This window comes from Alloyangia pacifica, from assembly GCF_020524285.1.
GTDB classification, from domain to species: domain Bacteria; phylum Pseudomonadota; class Alphaproteobacteria; order Rhodobacterales; family Rhodobacteraceae; genus Salipiger; species Salipiger pacificus_B.
Map to the genome: position 1 here is coordinate 113,751 of NZ_JAIVKX010000002.1, position 15,832 is coordinate 129,582.

At 62.5% G+C, this 15,832-nt stretch carries 16 protein-coding genes and 1 tRNA gene; 7 read left to right on the forward strand and 10 right to left on the reverse strand.

Features of this window, described 5'->3' with window-relative positions; genetic code table 11:
- Positions 1 to 2 precede the first annotated feature (2 nt).
- The 5 genes from LC039_RS01405 to LC039_RS01425 are packed head-to-tail and all read right to left on the reverse strand — an operon-like array spanning position 3 to position 4,457.
- Positions 3 to 734 carry an MBL fold metallo-hydrolase gene (locus LC039_RS01405; RefSeq protein WP_226621276.1) on the reverse strand — a complete coding sequence of 244 codons (732 nt, stop codon included), beginning with the start codon at positions 732 to 734 and terminating at the stop codon, positions 3 to 5.
- Entirely contained in the window at positions 731 to 1,765 is a 1,035-nt protein-coding gene (locus tag LC039_RS27050; RefSeq protein WP_413463805.1) for an ABC transporter ATP-binding protein, read from the reverse strand. The genes LC039_RS01405 and LC039_RS27050 overlap by 4 nt, the downstream gene beginning before the upstream one ends.
- The gene (locus LC039_RS01415) at positions 1,762 to 2,532 is read right to left on the reverse strand and encodes an ABC transporter permease (RefSeq protein ID WP_226621277.1); all 771 of its coding nucleotides are present in this window, start codon (positions 2,530 to 2,532) and stop codon (positions 1,762 to 1,764) included. The genes LC039_RS27050 and LC039_RS01415 overlap by 4 nt, the downstream gene beginning before the upstream one ends.
- Positions 2,532 to 3,386, reverse strand: a complete 855-nt coding sequence (locus tag LC039_RS01420; RefSeq protein ID WP_226621278.1) for an ABC transporter permease — start codon at positions 3,384 to 3,386, stop codon at positions 2,532 to 2,534. The genes LC039_RS01415 and LC039_RS01420 overlap by 1 nt, the downstream gene beginning before the upstream one ends.
- A 9-nt stretch (positions 3,387 to 3,395) precedes the next feature.
- Entirely contained in the window at positions 3,396 to 4,457 is a 1,062-nt protein-coding gene (locus LC039_RS01425) for a spermidine/putrescine ABC transporter substrate-binding protein (protein ID WP_226621279.1), read from the reverse strand.
- 114 nt (positions 4,458 to 4,571) lie between these two features.
- Between LC039_RS01425 and LC039_RS01430 the strand changes: the two genes are divergently transcribed.
- From LC039_RS01430 to LC039_RS01445, 4 genes are all read left to right on the forward strand, one after another.
- A complete protein-coding gene (locus tag LC039_RS01430) occupies positions 4,572 to 5,198 on the forward strand; it encodes a TetR/AcrR family transcriptional regulator (RefSeq protein ID WP_226621280.1) in 627 nt (208 codons plus the stop codon).
- Between the two features lie 476 nt (positions 5,199 to 5,674).
- On the forward strand, positions 5,675 to 6,688 hold the full coding sequence (locus LC039_RS01435; protein WP_226621281.1) for a polysaccharide pyruvyl transferase family protein: 1,014 nt from the start codon (positions 5,675 to 5,677) through the stop codon (positions 6,686 to 6,688).
- 11 nt (positions 6,689 to 6,699) lie between these two features.
- On the forward strand, positions 6,700 to 7,524 hold the full coding sequence (locus LC039_RS01440; protein ID WP_226621282.1) for a hypothetical protein: 825 nt from the start codon (positions 6,700 to 6,702) through the stop codon (positions 7,522 to 7,524).
- A 906-nt stretch (positions 7,525 to 8,430) separates the two neighbouring features.
- Complete coding sequence (locus tag LC039_RS01445) at positions 8,431 to 8,820, forward strand: hypothetical protein (RefSeq protein ID WP_226621283.1); 390 nt, start codon at positions 8,431 to 8,433, stop codon at positions 8,818 to 8,820.
- Between the two features lie 214 nt (positions 8,821 to 9,034).
- Here the strand turns inward: LC039_RS01445 and LC039_RS01450 are convergent, their stop codons facing one another.
- The 4 genes from LC039_RS01450 to LC039_RS01465 all read right to left on the reverse strand — a co-directional run bounded on the left by LC039_RS01450 (position 9,035) and on the right by LC039_RS01465 (position 12,247).
- Positions 9,035 to 9,643, reverse strand: a complete 609-nt coding sequence (locus LC039_RS01450; protein ID WP_226621284.1) for a HEPN domain-containing protein — start codon at positions 9,641 to 9,643, stop codon at positions 9,035 to 9,037.
- 6 nt (positions 9,644 to 9,649) lie between these two features.
- On the reverse strand, positions 9,650 to 10,765 hold the full coding sequence (locus LC039_RS01455) for a DUF262 domain-containing protein (RefSeq protein ID WP_226621285.1): 1,116 nt from the start codon (positions 10,763 to 10,765) through the stop codon (positions 9,650 to 9,652).
- A gap of 412 nt (positions 10,766 to 11,177) precedes the next feature.
- A tRNA-Asn gene (locus LC039_RS01460) sits at positions 11,178 to 11,252 on the reverse strand.
- 80 nt (positions 11,253 to 11,332) lie between these two features.
- Positions 11,333 to 12,247, reverse strand: coding sequence for an MBL fold metallo-hydrolase (locus LC039_RS01465; RefSeq protein WP_226621286.1), 915 nt, complete (start codon positions 12,245 to 12,247; stop codon positions 11,333 to 11,335).
- A 54-nt stretch (positions 12,248 to 12,301) separates the two neighbouring features.
- On the opposite strand from LC039_RS01465, the gene LC039_RS01470 reads away from it, so the two are divergent.
- Positions 12,302 to 13,585 (forward strand): ATP-binding protein, encoded by a 1,284-nt coding sequence (locus LC039_RS01470; protein ID WP_226621287.1) that lies wholly within the window; start codon positions 12,302 to 12,304, stop codon positions 13,583 to 13,585.
- 59 nt (positions 13,586 to 13,644) lie between these two features.
- On the opposite strand, the gene LC039_RS01475 is transcribed toward LC039_RS01470, so the two are convergent.
- The gene (locus tag LC039_RS01475; protein ID WP_226621288.1) at positions 13,645 to 13,959 is read right to left on the reverse strand and encodes a DUF1476 domain-containing protein; all 315 of its coding nucleotides are present in this window, start codon (positions 13,957 to 13,959) and stop codon (positions 13,645 to 13,647) included.
- A 163-nt stretch (positions 13,960 to 14,122) separates the two neighbouring features.
- Between LC039_RS01475 and purC the strand changes: the two genes are divergently transcribed.
- Positions 14,123 to 14,884 (forward strand): phosphoribosylaminoimidazolesuccinocarboxamide synthase, encoded by a 762-nt coding sequence (gene purC, locus LC039_RS01480; RefSeq protein WP_226621289.1) that lies wholly within the window; start codon positions 14,123 to 14,125, stop codon positions 14,882 to 14,884.
- Positions 14,885 to 14,972: 88 nt separating this feature from the next.
- The gene (gene purS, locus LC039_RS01485) at positions 14,973 to 15,203 is read left to right on the forward strand and encodes a phosphoribosylformylglycinamidine synthase subunit PurS (protein ID WP_226621290.1); all 231 of its coding nucleotides are present in this window, start codon (positions 14,973 to 14,975) and stop codon (positions 15,201 to 15,203) included.
- Positions 15,204 to 15,832 lie beyond the last annotated feature (629 nt).

The window sequence follows — 15,832 nt, forward strand, 5'->3', positions numbered from 1 at the left end:
TGTCAGACGCCCTTTTCCCGGAGCCAGCCGGTGACGATCTCGGTCAGCCGGTCCCCGGGAAAGGAGGGGAAATGGCCGCCGTGCACGATCCGCATCGGCAATTCGGCGAGGCGCTGCATCGAGCGGATATAGGCCTCGGCATCGGCGTGATAGGTATCCTCTATCAGCGGGCCGTCGTAGATGATGTCGCCCGAGATCAGCACGCCCGAGGCGGCTTCCCAGAGCGCGATGCCGCCGGGGCTGTGGCCGGGGGTGTGGATCACCTCGAAGTGCCGGTCGCCGAGGTCGATGACGTCGCCATCCTCCAGCAGCCGCGTCGCCGGGGCGCCCTTCACGGCGTAAGTGGTTGAGCTGTAGGGCACGTCGGGCAGGGCGTCGAAGATCTCGTCGGTCACATAGGGATCGGCGAGGGTGCTCGCGCGGGTCGGATTTGCGAGAATGTCGGCCTCGGCCGCGTGGCAGAGCCGACAGGGGAACTCGTGATGGCAGCCGATGTGGTCGAAATGGGTGTGGCTGGCAACCGCATCCAGAGGGCGCTCGGAGACCAGCGGGACCCATTCGCGCAAGGAGACCACCCCCATGCCGCTGTCGACCATCAGATCCCGGTCCCGCCCGCGCACGTGCCAGATGTTGCAGCGGTAGAATTCCTGGATGAACGGCTCGTCGATCCAGGTGATGCCGTCGCCGACCTGGCGCTGGCGGTACCAATCCTTGGGCGGGATGCGGCCCGTCATGCGGCGGCCTTTGCCTCGGGGGCCAGCACCACCGGGGTGCGGCCGAAGAGCTCGACCTCGGCGCCGGGCTGCGGGTGCGCGCCCTGCGGCAGATGCGCGGTGAGGAGCATCTCCGGTGCCGCAACCGGGCGGAAGTGGCAGCGGTGATAGGAGCCGTAGAAGGCCGCCTCGACCAGCGTGGCGCGTCCGAGGCTGAATTCGCCCGAGAGGCCGATGCTCTCGGGACGCAGGCAGAGCATGCCTTCGGCCGGGGCAATGGCGAGCGGGCCGAGGGGCGAGGTGACACCCTCGCCGGCGGGGCTGACGGGGATGCGGTTGGTCTCGCCCATGAACTCCGCCGAGAACATGGTCTTCGGGGTCAGGTAGACCTCCTCGGGGGTGCCGCAATGCTCGATGCGCCCGTGGTTCATCACCACGATGCGGTCGGCGATGGCCATGGCCTCTTCCTGGTCGTGGGTGACGTGCACGAAGGTGGTACCGACGCGGCGCTGGATGGCTTTCAACTCCTCCTGCATCTGGCGGCGCAGCTTGAGGTCGAGCGCCCCGAGCGGCTCGTCGAGCAACAGCACGTCAGGCTCCACCGCGAGTGCGCGGGCGAGGGCGACGCGCTGGCGCTGGCCACCCGAGAGCTCGTGCGGACGGCGAGCGGCCTTGTCGGCTAGGCCCACCATGTCCAGCATCTCAAGCGCCTTGGCGTTGCGCGCGGCCTTGGCCATGCCGCGCATGCGCAGGCCGAAGGCGACGTTGTCGCGCAGGCTCATGTGCGGGAAGAGCGCGTAGTCCTGGAACATGGTGGTGGTGGGCCGGTCCTTCGGCGCCACATGGGTCATGTCGCGCCCGCCGATCAGCACTTGGCCCTCGGAGGGTGTCAGGAAGCCGCCGATGATCGACAGCAGCGTGGTCTTGCCGCAGCCCGAGGGGCCGAGCAGCACGATGAACTCGCCCGCGGCAATCTGCATCTCGACCCGGTGCAGGGCGGTGAAGCTGTTGAACCTATGCTCGACGGCCTTGATGTGGACATCCGCGGTCATTTCGATCCCTTTCGGAAAAGCGTGAGTTCAAGTGCCACCACCACGATAACCGAGACGAGGAAGACCAGCGAGCCGACGGCGTTGGTCGCGGGCGAAAGCCCGGAGCGCAGCATCGACCAGATCTCGACCGGCAGGGTCACGTCGAAGCGGGTCAGCAGGAAGGCGATGATGAACTCGTCCCAGCTGAAGGTGAAGGCGAGGAAGAAGGCGGCGGCGAGCGCCGGGGTGAGCATCGGCGCGGCGACGAACCAGAGCACCTGCCATTCGCGGGCGCCGAGGTCGCGCGCGGCTTTCAGCGCGCTCTTCTGGTGCTCGCCGATGGCGGCATAGAGGATGGCGAAGCAGAGCGGCAGATTGATCACCACATGGCCGATGCCGGTGGCCAGAAGCGAGGGGCGGATGCCGACCTTGTTGAACATCTGCAGCAGGCCCAGGGCGATGATCAGGTAGCTGACGGTCATCGGCGCGATCAGCAGACCGCGCATCACGACGGAGCCGGGCAGCACCACGCGGGCGAGGCCCGAGGCGGCGAGAAAGCCCAGCGTCAGCGCCACCAGCGACGACAGCAGCGCCACGATCAGCGAGTTGCCGAGCGCCTCCATCATGGCGCGGTCGGTGAGGATCTCGGCGTACCATTCGAAGGTCACGCCCTTGAACGGTGGCACCGGCAGGCGGCCGTCCTGGAAGGAGAAGATCACCAGCGTCACCACCGGCAGCAGGATGAAGCCGAAGAGCGCGACGAGATAGGCCCAGGACAGGTACTTCATCACACGCGCTCCATCTTCAGCCAGCGCGCGCAGGCGGCGTAGGCCAGTGTCACGATGACCATCAGCACCACCGACAGGGCCGAGGCCATGGGGAAGTCTCCGCGCCGTCCGAGCTGCAGCATGATGAGCTGCGGCAAGGTCAGCTCGTTGTTGCCGCCGAGGATCTGCGGCGTGATGTAATCGCCGATGCAGAGCACGAAGGTCAGGAAGGCGCCGGTCATCACCCCGGGCAGGGTGAGCGGCAGGATCACCAGCCGGATCACCTGCCATTTCGACGCGCCGAGGTCCTCGGCGGCGCGGGCGTAGTTTGGCGAGAGCTGGATCAGGTTGGAATAGATGGTGAGCGTGAGGAGCATGACGAAGAAATGCACGAAGCCGATGATCGTGGCCGAGCGCGTCGCCATGATCTGTACCGGTTCCGCCAGCAGGCCGAGCCCGACGAGCGCGTTCATCACCACGCCCTTCTCGCCCAGCACCAGCGCCCAGGAATAGGAGCGCACCACGTAGGAGGTCCAGAACGGCAGCACCGCCAGCAGCAGCGCCATGCGCCGCCAACGGGCGGGCACGCGGGTGGCGATGATCCAGGCCAGCGGCCAGGCCAGCAGCACCGAGATCACCGTGACCACCGCGGTGATCTCCAGCGAGACGAAGATGCCGCGCCGCAGCGACGGATCGGTGAAGATCCGCAGGTAGTTGCCGAGGTCATGGCCCTGCACGATCTCGCGCCCCTCGAGGTGCGCGAGGCTCATCATCACCATCGCCGCGAAGGGGATGACGAAGAAGCCCAGCGTCCACAGCAGCGCGGGAGCGACCAAGGTCGCTCCCTGACGTTTTTCCTGTTTCTCGATGCTCATCTGGCTCTCTTAGTTCTGGAGCATGTCGGTCCAGAGGTCCTGCATCGCGGCATCGGTGTCCGCGTCCGGCACCGGGTAGAGCTGCGCGCGGCTCAGGTAGTCCGGCTGATCGTCCCAGCGCAGGATCGCCTTCTGCTCGTCGGTCAGCACGTCGCCCGCCGCCTTGTTGGCCGGCATGCCCCAGTAGCACGACGAGGTGGCGAGACGCGCTTGGCCCTCGGGGGAGGTGATGTACTTGATGAACTCCAGCGCCAGCTCGGGCTTCTCGGTGCCCTCGACGATGGCCAGCGACTGCGCCCAGAGCAGGCCGCCTTCCTCGGGGATGGTCCAGTCGAGGTCGGGGTTCTCGGCATTGAGCACGGCGGTCAGCCATTCGCCGCCGCCGATCAGCACGTCGACCTCTCCGGTGGCAAGCGCGGTCTGGCTGCCCACGACGTCCGAGACCTGCTTGGAGGCCGCGTTGAGCTTCATCAGCGGCTCGCGGATCGTCTCCAGCGTGTCGGCGCCGAGATCGGCGGTGTCGATGCCCGCCTCGAGGCCGACGAGGCCCAGCACCGGCAGGTAGTAGTCGTAGATGGCGATGCGGCCGTCGTACTTGCCCGACCAGAGCGCATCGAGGCTGGCCATGTCCGCCGGGTCCACCGCCGCCTTGTTGTAAGCGATGGTGTTGTAGCCGAACTTCTCGGTCACCGCGTAGGTGGTGCCATCGACGGTGGTGTGATCGGCCAGAACCGCCTCGGGGAAGTAGCTGTCGGTCGCGAGCTGATCGACGGGCAGGGGGGCGAGCAGCCCGCGCTCGACGGCGCGGCCCACGTCCACCGCGTCGATCACCATCACGTCCCAGTCGCCGGGACGGGACTGTTCCAGCAGGGTGAGGCCCGCGGCGGTGCCTTCGTATTCCTTCACGTTGACCCGGACGTCATGCGCCTCTTCGAAGGGCTGCAGCAGCTCGGGGTCGGCGTGGTCGCACCAGATCAGCGCATTGAGATCCTCGGCCTGTGCGGCGGAGGCCAGTGCGGAGGTCAGGCCAGCAGTCACGGCGAGAATCGAGCAGGTGTGTTTCAGTGCCATTTTTTTCCTCTCCTGTCGGGGCGCGGGCGCTGTTCTCGGCCCTGCGTCTGGAAAAAAGTTGAACCGGTTCAGTTTTACAGTCAATATCAATTTTGAAGTGACCAAGGAGGCCCCATGGCCGGACTGCGCGAAAGACAGAAAGCGAAACGCCATCGTGCCATAATTCAGGCGGCGAGCACGCTTTTTAAGCAGAACGGGTATGAGGCGGCGCGGATCGAGGCGATCGCCGAGGTCGCCGAGGTCTCCGTCGGCACCTTCTACAACTACTTCGAACACAAGGCGGACCTGCTGCTCGCCATCGTCTCGATGGAGGTCGAGGAGGTGCTGCATCAGGGCGAGGGTGTCGTCGCCGCGCCGCCGGACGATGCCTATGACGCGATCTGCACATTGGTGGCCACCTACTACGATCACTCCCTGGTCTACCTGACCAAGGAGATGTGGCGCACCGCCATGGCCTTTTCGATTCAGAGCCCCGACACGCCCTTCTCGCGTCGCTACCGCGAACTGGACCATCAGCTCTCGGAGCAAGTGGTGGCCCTGATGGCGCGCCTGCAGCAGGGCGGGCTGGTGCGGAGCGGCGTCGATGCGCGCGCCTTCGGTGAGCTGACCTTCCTCGGGCTGAACGGGCTTTTCACGGCCTATACCGTGAGCGAGGCGATGGCCCTCGACGACCTTAAGGCCGCGATGTTCCGGCAGGTGCGGGCGCTGACCGCGCAGATCGGCGCGACCGAACGGGTGTAGCCGGGGGCAGGCTGCGGCGGGCGACACGTGCTGAGGGGAAGGCCGGATGACCGGCGGAGCTGACAAGCGCCTGCGGCGGCACTTGCCGCTTCATGGCTGATATTTCGGTGGCCACCGCTGTCCCAAGCGCTCTATGCGATACGCCGGGATTGAGAGATCCTGATCGCGCGCCACTACAGGTCGCATTCGCAAAGCGCGCGGACGGGGGCGAATGATCTGGCTCCCATTATTCCAATTTTAACCAATGTGACTCACAAATCGTCGTATCGCGCCTGCTGAATTGGAGAGGGTATGGGCGGATAGTCTGGCCACGCAGCTTCATCTGTGGGTCGGGCCGCACGCCCATGTGCCGCCCATCTTCCGCCACGCGCAGGGGCTAAGCGCCGGGAACGGTCGCTTCAGCCGGCCGACGCGTCAATGAGTGAGGTCTCGGGGCATGCTCTCCGAAACGGTACCAAATGTGAGAAACGCCTGAAATGGACCATAGATCGCGGCTTGACCTGATTTCAGACCTGCAAAGCAAGATCCACAGAAGTCTCGCTGGGTACATTCGCGAAGATCAGCACCTGTCGATCGTCGACTTTCCCGACATCAAGAATTGCGGGGATTCGGCGATCTGGGTCGGCGAAATCGCCTACCTGCGGCGGCATTTCAACGGCAAGACCCCGGATTATGTCTCGAGGTTGCGGGACTATGCGCCCTCGGACTTGCGCAGGAAGGCGCCGGACGGGCCGATCTTCATACATGGGGGCGGGAACTTCGGGGATATCTGGCTGGCACACCAGACCTTTCGCGAGAGAGTGCTGGCGGATTTCCCGGACCGCCAGGTCGTGCAGTTCCCTCAATCCATCCATTTCAACGATCCGCGCCACATCGATGCGGCTGCCCGCGCGATCGACCGCCATGGCAATTTCATCCTGCTTGTCCGCGACGCGGAGTCCCTCGAATTTTCACGCAAACATTTCAATTGCGAGGTCCGCCTGTGCCCGGACATGGCGTTCGCGATCGGGCCGATCGAGTGGAGCCGGCGTGCGCTGCCGGTGCTGGCCATGCTGCGCGAGGATTCCGAAAAGGTGACGCGCGCGGGTGGATGGCCGTTTCCCGACATCCCCAAGGAGGATTGGATCACCGAAGACGAAGCGCTGGTGACCCGGACCAAGCGCATTGCCTGGGCCGGGTCTTTCAGGGATCTCAGACCCGCGGAGCGCAGGTTCCGCATGCTCGACGCCGCTGCGAACCAGCGCCTTTTCGATCGCGGGATTGCGCAGATCGGACGCGCCGATGCGCTCGTCACCGATCGGTTGCACGTGCATATCTGCGCGCTGCTGCTGGGGCGGCCCCATGCGGTGCTCGACAACAGCTACGGCAAGATCCGGCGTTTCATGGGCGCATTTTCCGGCGGAACCGACGTCGCCTACCGCGCCAGCTCGATCAGGGACGGCGTGGCCTGGGCGCGCGAACAAGCCGCGCTGGCGCAAGCCGTCGTGTGAGGAGGGGGAGCATGACACTCGTCACGTTCATCATCCCGGTTCGGCATCAGGACAATGCGCGGGACTGGCGCCAGCTGACGGCCAAGCTCGAACAGACGGTGCGCTCGATCTCGGCCCAGACCCATGCGGACTGGCGCGGGATCATTGTCGCGAACCACGGTGCCGCCCTGCCGCCGCTGCCGGAGAAATTCTCGGTCACGCGCGTGACTTTTCCGCCCAACGATCTGCATGAACTGGGGCAGGCCGGCAGAGATGCGTTTCTGGATGCCTTCCGGTTCGACAAGGGGCGCCGGGTTCTGGCCGGCATGCTCGAGGCCGCAGACAGCCGTTTCACCATGATTTGCGATGATGACGACCTGGTCAGCAATAGGATCGTCGATTTCGTCTCCAGACATTCCGAGGCCTTCGGCTGGGTCATCGAAAAGGGCTGGCTGTGGGAAGATGGCGGGGCCTTCTTTTATGGTCACGACCGGTTCGCCAGCCGCTGCGGCACCTGCCTGATCGTCCGGCGGGACCTCTACCGCATCCCCCCCAGGTTCGAGGACGCCGCTTCGGACTGGATCAAGGACACTTTCGGAAGCCATGTGAGGCTCGCGCCAAGGCTGCGCGCGCAGAACACGCCGCTGTCGCCTCTGCCGTTCCGGGGGGCTGTCTACCGGGTCGGCAATCCCGGCTCGCACAGCCGGGCACAGGGGGTTCTGCGTGAAACGGTGCTCAATCGCGCGCTCCTCAAGAGGCCGCAACGCATTGCGCGGAATCTCTTGCGGTTCAGGCGAGTCGGACCCGGCCTTCGGGAGGAATTCTTCGGCCTGCAAGCGTCGGAGGGGATCGGGTGATGGCTCTTGTTCGGCGTGGCCATGGGGCCGCGCCTGCAAGCGGACCGCGCTGCTCAGCCTCTTTGAGCTTCAGGTGGGCCGGGGATCGTGCCTCGCTGCCTGGTTGGGGAGTGACGACCTTTTAAGGCAATAATGACGGTCGTTTCTACGACGGCAATCCGTCGCACGCGCTGTTCGTGTCACTGGCGGAACCGCGCCTCGCGCGCTTGGTGGCAGGCCGTCGAGCAAAAGAGGTGGGCCCAGAGATCGATTGCTTCGGCGTCGCGGCAGAGCAGCCGGTCGCCGCCAAGGGCTAAGGGGTTGAAGGCTTGCTGCATTTTCTGCGGTGCCGTGCGGCATTGGGTCCCATGCCCCGGTGCGGGGCAGATCAAGCCGCAGAGGCCAGAGATCTTTTGGGCGGTAGCGGCACCTTGGATGCTGACCCTGGATACCTGTTCTGCGCCTGGCAACTATTACCATCCGGGAGGCCTCGAGCCGAATGATCGCTCAGCGCGCCGGGACTGTCAGCGGGATCAGGTTTTCGGCATCGAGTTGGGCCATTCGACTGCTCCGAAAACGTGTCAGGGCATCCTCGGAGTCGCGGCCGCGTACCACATTGTGCACCGGTTTGTGAATCCGAAACGCAAAACCCCCGGGTCTCTGCCGAGACCCGGGGGTTTTCTGCCGAAACTTCAAGCTCTTGCGAGAAGTTTGGCTCCGGCGGTATGGATCGAACCTACGACCAATTGATTAACAGCTTCGCGAAAGCGAGCGTCGGAATCGTCTAAGTCATTGAAATTAAAGGGATCAAGGGTAGGTCAGAGAGGTCGATTTAGGCCACGAAAACCCTTCTGGGTGACACACCTCTGACACAGCTCTGACACACCCGAAAAGGTCCCGAAAATACAACTTCCGATTGAGTAGCTGATGACGACGACCAACAACAAGAACCGCGACGACCTGATGGCCAGGGACTACCTCTCAGGCATGGAGATCGGCGAGATCGGCCGCTCCAATGGCCTGGGTCCGCGCCGAGTGCAACAGATCCTGAAAGAGCAGGGCGTCAAGATGCGGCCGCGGATCGCGAAAGCGGATCGCTCGCCGGTCAGCTCGGTACACGAGCGCCTCGGGCGCAAGCTGATCGATTTCCGTTTCGACAATGACCTACAGCCGAACGAAGCGGCAAACGACCTCGGTTGGAGCTACACAAAACTCCGGGACGTAGAAAGAGGCCTGGTCCCGATTGATCTCTTGGAGCTGCGTGACATCATGACGTACACAAAGAAATCGCTGAACGAGTTGACTGGCATCCGTTGAGTGGTGGTGCGATCGGGCACTATTGACCGCTAAGATGATGTGATTGCACTTGGCTCGCTTCGTCTATCGTGAGTCAAGCTAGCAAAGCCGATAGTTCATTTTTGCGAATTTCGTGTGCATCATCGAAGATGAAAGCACCTGTCTAGTGGCGGGGCGTTTCTGATATGAACTAAATCTTTTCAGAAACGCCCCGCCGCCACGCAGACGTTAGCCGTTAAGTTCGTAAAATATGAGGGCTGCTTCGGGTTATTCGCTTGATGCACGCGCAGTATCGCGTAAACCCGTCGACTAGAGCTACGATGTCGGTGAAGCTCACATCTGAAGCGTCATCATTGTCATGAATGATTGCATTTCTTTTTGTCACGCGTGCGGAAATGAAATCTTTCATTTCCCGAAATTCCTCATCAGCGTCAAGATCCACTCCAATGCGTTCAAAGGCTGTGATCGTCTTGTCAATATTGCCGCTCAGCTTCTCAGTTAGCGCCTTGTCTGTGAGGTCGATTTCAAAAGCGGAGAATTTGCGTCCGTTGGAGCCATCCTTGGCGCCTGCAGACCAAGCGGTCAAATTATGTGGTATGTTGGCTGTACTTAGATGGGTCTTAATTTCGTAAACAAAGTACAAGACTTCGTTTTGCAGGAACGCCTCTAGAACAGAGCATGCGCTTACGAGATATGATTTGGTAAACACATTTACGTGCTCCTCAAACAGAGGATCTGGAGTATCCGCAATTATCCTGCGGTTGCTCTCACTTGCTACATCGCGTAGCGCTGAAAGTTGCTCATCGAAATGAGAGGAGTCTTGGAACGGGTTCAAAGATGACATTACGGGTCACTCTTGACCGACGATCTTTTTCAGCCTGTCCATCCAAAGTCTATTTCTTGTTCCTACAGAGGATTTCCGCTGTACGCCACCTTCTGTAAGCTTCTTGAATTCGCGCGAAGAACACATGTCGCGCCAAGAAACGCGAATGTCTTTTCGATGTTCTTTCAGGTCTTTCTTGCTAAACTCAGAGAGTGTGACCATTTGGAGATCAAAATATACCAAGCCTTGGCGTCGGCGGTCTCCGGCTAGGCTTGTGAAGAGTTCATTCTCACCGTCGAAAACAATTTTGCATTTTTCCAAGGCGCTCTTAAATTGAGCTCTATGCCTGTCCACTTCGGTAGTATTCATCTGTCGATTGTTCTTCATGAACCTATCTAAGAAGAACTTGAGGTTTCCTCCGTAGCTCTTTAGGTCATTGTTCAGTGCGAAGAATCTCAAGACTAACTCTTCAGCTTCAAGGGAGTCCCTTCTGCTATTTCCCTTTCGCCCCTGCTTGAAGTTTTTGATGTCCTCAAATTTTGAGAGCTCAGAAAGCAGGTTATTGAATTCCCCAGGGAAGAGCGCATGCCGAATTTCTTGATCGGAAAGATCAACGCCACCTTGGTTCAATCGCGAAAAGATTTCGGCGATGATTTCGGCAGGGTTTTCTCTTCTTAGGATAATGCAGCGTATTGTCGTAGACTCAAGATCTCCGGCTTCGGAGCCAAGATCCGAAAATTTCTTTCCGTTTAGGTGAGAGAGTGTCTGTAAGCCGGATAGCGCAAATTCATTGTTCATGAATTTACAGATCGTTGTGATCCTCTGGACGCCATCAATGACCAATTGACGTCCGTCATCAATTTCAGCGAAGTAGCATGAAGGTAGCGGAATTCTCATCAGGCAAGATTCAATAAATTTCGAGGACCTATCCCAGCCCTCCTTGTCCCATTTGAATTTCCTCTGGAAATCTGGGTCTAGTATCAGTTTTGCCGGGTCGGAGGTTACGCGAGACACCAGTGTCTCAAATGGATAGTCTACAGTGTTGAGAGACAAAGTCTGCGAATTGCTGCTACTCACGCCACGTACTCCAAGTCCAATTTTTTGCATTGATACCAGATTGCCGACCCCCGGCAAGAGCTGCACTTGCCCGGAGTTTGAGATTTGCTGATGCGCCTCGATGCATCCTTGAGGTCACAGTGCGTGCGTACGCGGCAGATTCTCGTGTGCGGCCTGCGGACAATGGCGGCCCCTCTCTCAGGGGGCTAGGTGCGTCATCAGGGCCTTTTGGGGGCCCTGAGTGCATGTAGAAGGGCCTGTCTTGGTTGTCCAAGCGGAAGCCGGACAGTTCATTTCGTGTGATTAGAAAATCGGAGAGCGTGACACACAGCCGATAAACTGTGTCTCTACGCTAAACCACTGATTTGCTGAACTTTTCCTGCAACTGCGTCAGTTCCAAGGTGGCACAAACTGACACACCTTGCGGAACATATTGCGAACATCTCTGACACACCAATTAACCCGACCGTATTAAGGTCCATGTTCACAAAGGGTTAATTGGCTCCGGCGGTAGGGATCGAACCTACGACCAATTGATTAACAGTCAACTGCTCTACCGCTGAGCTACGCCGGAACGTGGGGGGTGTTTAGCAATGGCGACTCCGGGCGTCCAGAGGCTTTTTGCAGTTTTTTGCCTCTGGCGCGATTTTTCTTTCAGACCTTTGAAAAGATGGATGATTTCTCGAATTTCCCCTGCGTAACAACTTCCTTACGCAGGGTCATGTCGATCAGGTGGGCCAGTACGTTGCGGGCCGCGGCGGGCAGCAGGGCGGGGTCGGTGTCGTGGTAGATCATCGCCGCGAGGCGCGTGGCGTCGGCGGGGCCGGCGGCGAGGGCGTCCAGGATTGCGGCCTCGCGGGCGCGGCGGTGGGCGAGCAGCGCCTCGATGCGGGCCAGGGGCGCCTCGACCGGCGCGCCGTGGCCCGGGTGCAGCCGAGACCAGTGCCGTCGGCGCAGGCGCTCCAGCGAGTGCATGAAGGCGCCGAGATCGCCATCGGGTGGCGAGACGAGCGAGCTCGCCCAGCCCATCACCAGGTCGCCCGAGAACAGCACGTCGCCCCAGGCAAAGCTCAGGTGGTTGCCGAAATGGCCGGGGGTGTGCAGCGCTTCGAGGCGCCAGCCGTCTCCCTCGACCACGGCGCCGTCCGCCAGAAGCTCGTCGGGGGCGAAGTCCGCGTCGACGCCTTCGCCGCCGCCGGCCAGCCCGCTCGCGGCAAGGTCCTGCATCATCTTGCTGCGCCCGGCGCCTGCGTCGCCGAAGGCCAGCACGGGCGCGCCGGTGGCCTCGGAGAGCGGCCGGGCGAGGGGCGAGTGGTCGAGATGGGCGTGGGTCACCAGGATGTGGCTGACGTGCTGGCCCGGCTCGACCGCGGCGAGGATGGCTTCGAGGTGCGGCTCTGACAGCGGGCCGGGGTCGATCACCGCCAGCGCGCCGGTGCCCAGCAGATAGGTATTGGTGCCGCGGAAGGTCATCGGCGACGGGTTCGGCGCGAGCACCCGGCGCAGCCCGGGCGCAAGCGGTTCGGCACGGCCCGGGACGGGCTGGAAGTCGGGCTGGGGATCGATCATCTTTGCTCTCGTTTGCGGATGGTGGCGCGTCGGCGCCTCGGCTAGGGTTAGCGCATGTTCTTCCAGTGGCTCAAACGTTACATGCCGCGCGGCATCTACGCGCGCGCGGCGCTGATCCTGATCCTGCCGGTCTTCACCATACAGCTGGTGGTCTCGGTGGTCTTCGTGCAGCGCCATTTCGAGGGGGTCTCGCAGCAGATGACCCGGGGCGTAGCGCGCGACGTGCGATATGCGCTGCACGCGCCCGCGGCGGCGGCGCCGCTCGGTCTGCGGCTGCGGCAGGTCGACGAGAGCGCGCTGCCGCCGGAGGACCAGCGGCGCTGGTACGATTTTTCGGGAATCGTGGTGACCGAGACGCTCCGAAATTTCGTGCCGGGGGTGCTGCGGGTGATGCTGCCCAACGACAATGATGTCGAGGTCTACCTGCGCGGCTCGCGCGGCACCATCTTCAAGGTCGAGTTCTCGCGCCAGCGCGCCTCGGCTTCCAACCCGCACCAGCTGCTGGTGAACATGATGGTCTTCGGCATCCTGATGACGCTGATCGCCTTCTTCTACCTGCGCAACCAGCTGCGCCCGATCACCCGGCTGGCCGAGGCGGCAGAGGCCTTCGGGCGTGGGCGGCACGTGCCCTATCAGCCGGGCGGGGCGGTCGAGGTGCGGGCGGCGGGCAATGCCTTTCTGGACATGCGCAACCGCATCGAGCGGCAGATCGAGCAGCGCACCATGATGCTCTCGGGGGTGAGCCACGACCTGCGCACCCCGATCACCCGGCTGCGGCTCGGCCTGTCGATGCTCGACGATGCGGACCGCGAGCCGCTCGAGCGCGACGTCGACGACATGCAGAAACTGATCGACGCCTTTCTCGACTTCGCGCGGGGCAACTCGCAGGACGGGGTGGCCGAGCCGGTGGACCCGGTGGCGCTGGCCTCGTCGGTGGTGGCCGACGCGCAGCGGAGCGGCAAGGCAGTGAGCCTGGCGGCGGTCGAGGGGCAGGGGGAGGTGAGCGTGCGCCCCGTGGCGCTGCGCCGGGCGCTGGAGAATCTGGTGGGCAACGCGGTGCGCTATGGCAGCCGTTGCGAGGTCTCGGTGACGCTGACCGATAAGTCGCTGCGGCTGCGGGTCGAGGATGACGGTCCGGGGATTCCGCCGGAGCGCCGCGAAGAGGCGATGAAACCCTTCGCGCGGCTCGATCCGGCACGCAATCAGGACCGCGGCACCGGGGTCGGGCTCGGGCTGGCGATCGCCGCCGATGTGGCGCGCGCCCACGGCGGCGTGCTGCGGTTGGGGGAAAGCGACACCCTCGGCGGTCTGCGCGCCGACATCGTCATCGCGCGCTGAGCCCGGGGCAAAGCCAAGCAGGATTGGCGCGCGCGGCGGGGTGCCGCGCGCGCGCCTTCTCAGAGCTCCTCGAGAACCTCTTTCCGAGCCGCCACCAGCAGGTCCGCGCGCTTGGCGGTGACCTCCTCGACGCTGGCCTTCTCGCCGAGATCGGCGGCGATGCTCGCGATGATATCGTCATGGCTGGCCTCGTCGAGGTCGGCCTTGATGATCTGCTCGGCGTAGGCCGCGGCCTCCGCGTCATCCTTTCCGAGCAGCGCGGCGGCCCAGAGGCCGAGCTTCTTGTTGCAGCGCACCTCGGCCTGGAAATTCAGGTTGGCATCATGGGCGAACTTGTTTTCATAGGCCTGTTCGCGGTCGTCGAAAGTGGTCATTGGGTACCCCTCCATAAGATGGCCCAAGTATAATGCAGTCAGTTTGTAACGCACTTTGCGCTGGCTCAAGTGAAAGCAGCCCGCTTGCGGCAACGGCAGCCTTGATTTATGAGGGCGGACGAGACGCAGCGGCCGATACGCGGCCCCGGGCGAAAGGATTCCCATGGCACGGCGCAAGAAGATCTACGAAGGCAAGGCAAAGATCCTGTACGAAGGCCCCGAACCGGGCACCATCGTCCAGTACTTCAAGGACGATGCCACCGCCTTCAACGCGCAGAAGAAGGACGTGATCGAGGGCAAGGGCGTGCTGAACAACCGCCTGTCCGAGTTCTTCATGACCGGCCTGAACGGCATCGGCGTGCCGACGCACTTCCTCAAGCGGCTGAACATGCGCGAACAGCTCGTGCGCGCCTGCGAGATCGTGCCGCTCGAGGTGATCGTGCGCAACTACGCCGCCGGCTCGATGGCCAAGCGCCTCGGCATCGAAGAGGGCACGGTGCTGCCGCGCCCGATCGTCGAATATTGCTACAAGGACGACAAGCTGGGCGACCCGCTGGTCACCGAAGAGCATATCGCCGCCTTCGGCTGGGCCAGCCAGCAGGACATGGACGACATCCTCAGCCTCGCGCTGCGGGTGAACGACTACCTGTCGGGCCTGATGTACGGCGTCGGCATCCGTCTCGTCGACTTCAAGATCGAGATCGGCCGTGTCTACGACGGCGACTTCCAGCGGCTCATCCTGGCCGACGAGATCTCGCCCGACTCGATGCGCCTGTGGGACATCGAAACCGGCCAGAAGCTCGACAAGGACGTGTTCCGCCGAGACCTCGGCTCGCTGACCGATGCCTACACCGAGGTGGCGCGCCGTCTTGGCGTGATGCCGAAGCAGGCGACCCACGTGGCGAAGCCGAAGCTGATCAATTGAAAGCGTAACGCCGCGGGCGGCGCTGCGATTTACCTGATTTGGGAACGATGAGGGGCTGAGCCCTTCCGCGAAGAACGGAGAGATGGCCATGAAGGCACGTGTGCATGTGATGCTGAAAGAGGGCGTGCTCGACCCGCAGGGCGAGGCCGTGCGCCATGCGCTTGGCGGGCTCGGCTTCGAAGGCGTGGGTGCCGTGCGTCAGGGCAAGGTGATCGACCTCGAGCTGGCCGACGGCACGGGCGAGGAGACGGTCAAGGAGATGTGCGAAAAGCTGCTCGCCAACACCGTGATCGAGAGCTACCAGATCGAGATGCTCTGATCCGCTCCGGCGGGACGGCCGCAAGGCCGATCGAGACCTGACAAATTCGACAAACGCCCCCGGCACTCCGCCGGGGGCGTTTCGCTTTCGGGGGGCAAGTACTGACCGGGGAAGAATGTGGCCGGATTGGGTCGATTTGATTCGGCGCCTTTACCGGTTCATCCGCGATGAACGGCCCAATTTCCCAATTCGGCGCGCATTGATGCCTGCCCGAGGACAGAGTCGCCTTATTTTCGACCTATCGAAGGCGCGGCCTCCTGTGGGCTTGGATCGGCCCAGCTGTTTCTTGATCGGGGACAAGATTGCCCTGCGGAGCCGGGCTCAACCCGTGGAATGCCTGTAAAATCGAGGCTTTTTCGGAGGAGCGATCGAGATATTTGGAAACAATATTTCGACACATTTGGGCGAAAACATTCAAAAACCTTGAGATTCCAGCCCCTCTTTGGCCGCATTGCGCCACCTGAATGCCATTTTTGACTTTGTTAACGCGACGCCCGGCTCTAAGTACTCTGTTAAGCCCGACTGGGGGGCGACGAAAGACAGGCCGGGGGCGGCCGCCGATCTCAAATCCTCTGCGAGGATGTCACCGATGGTGCGGGGCAGATGTGCCCGGCACCACTCGATAAGCC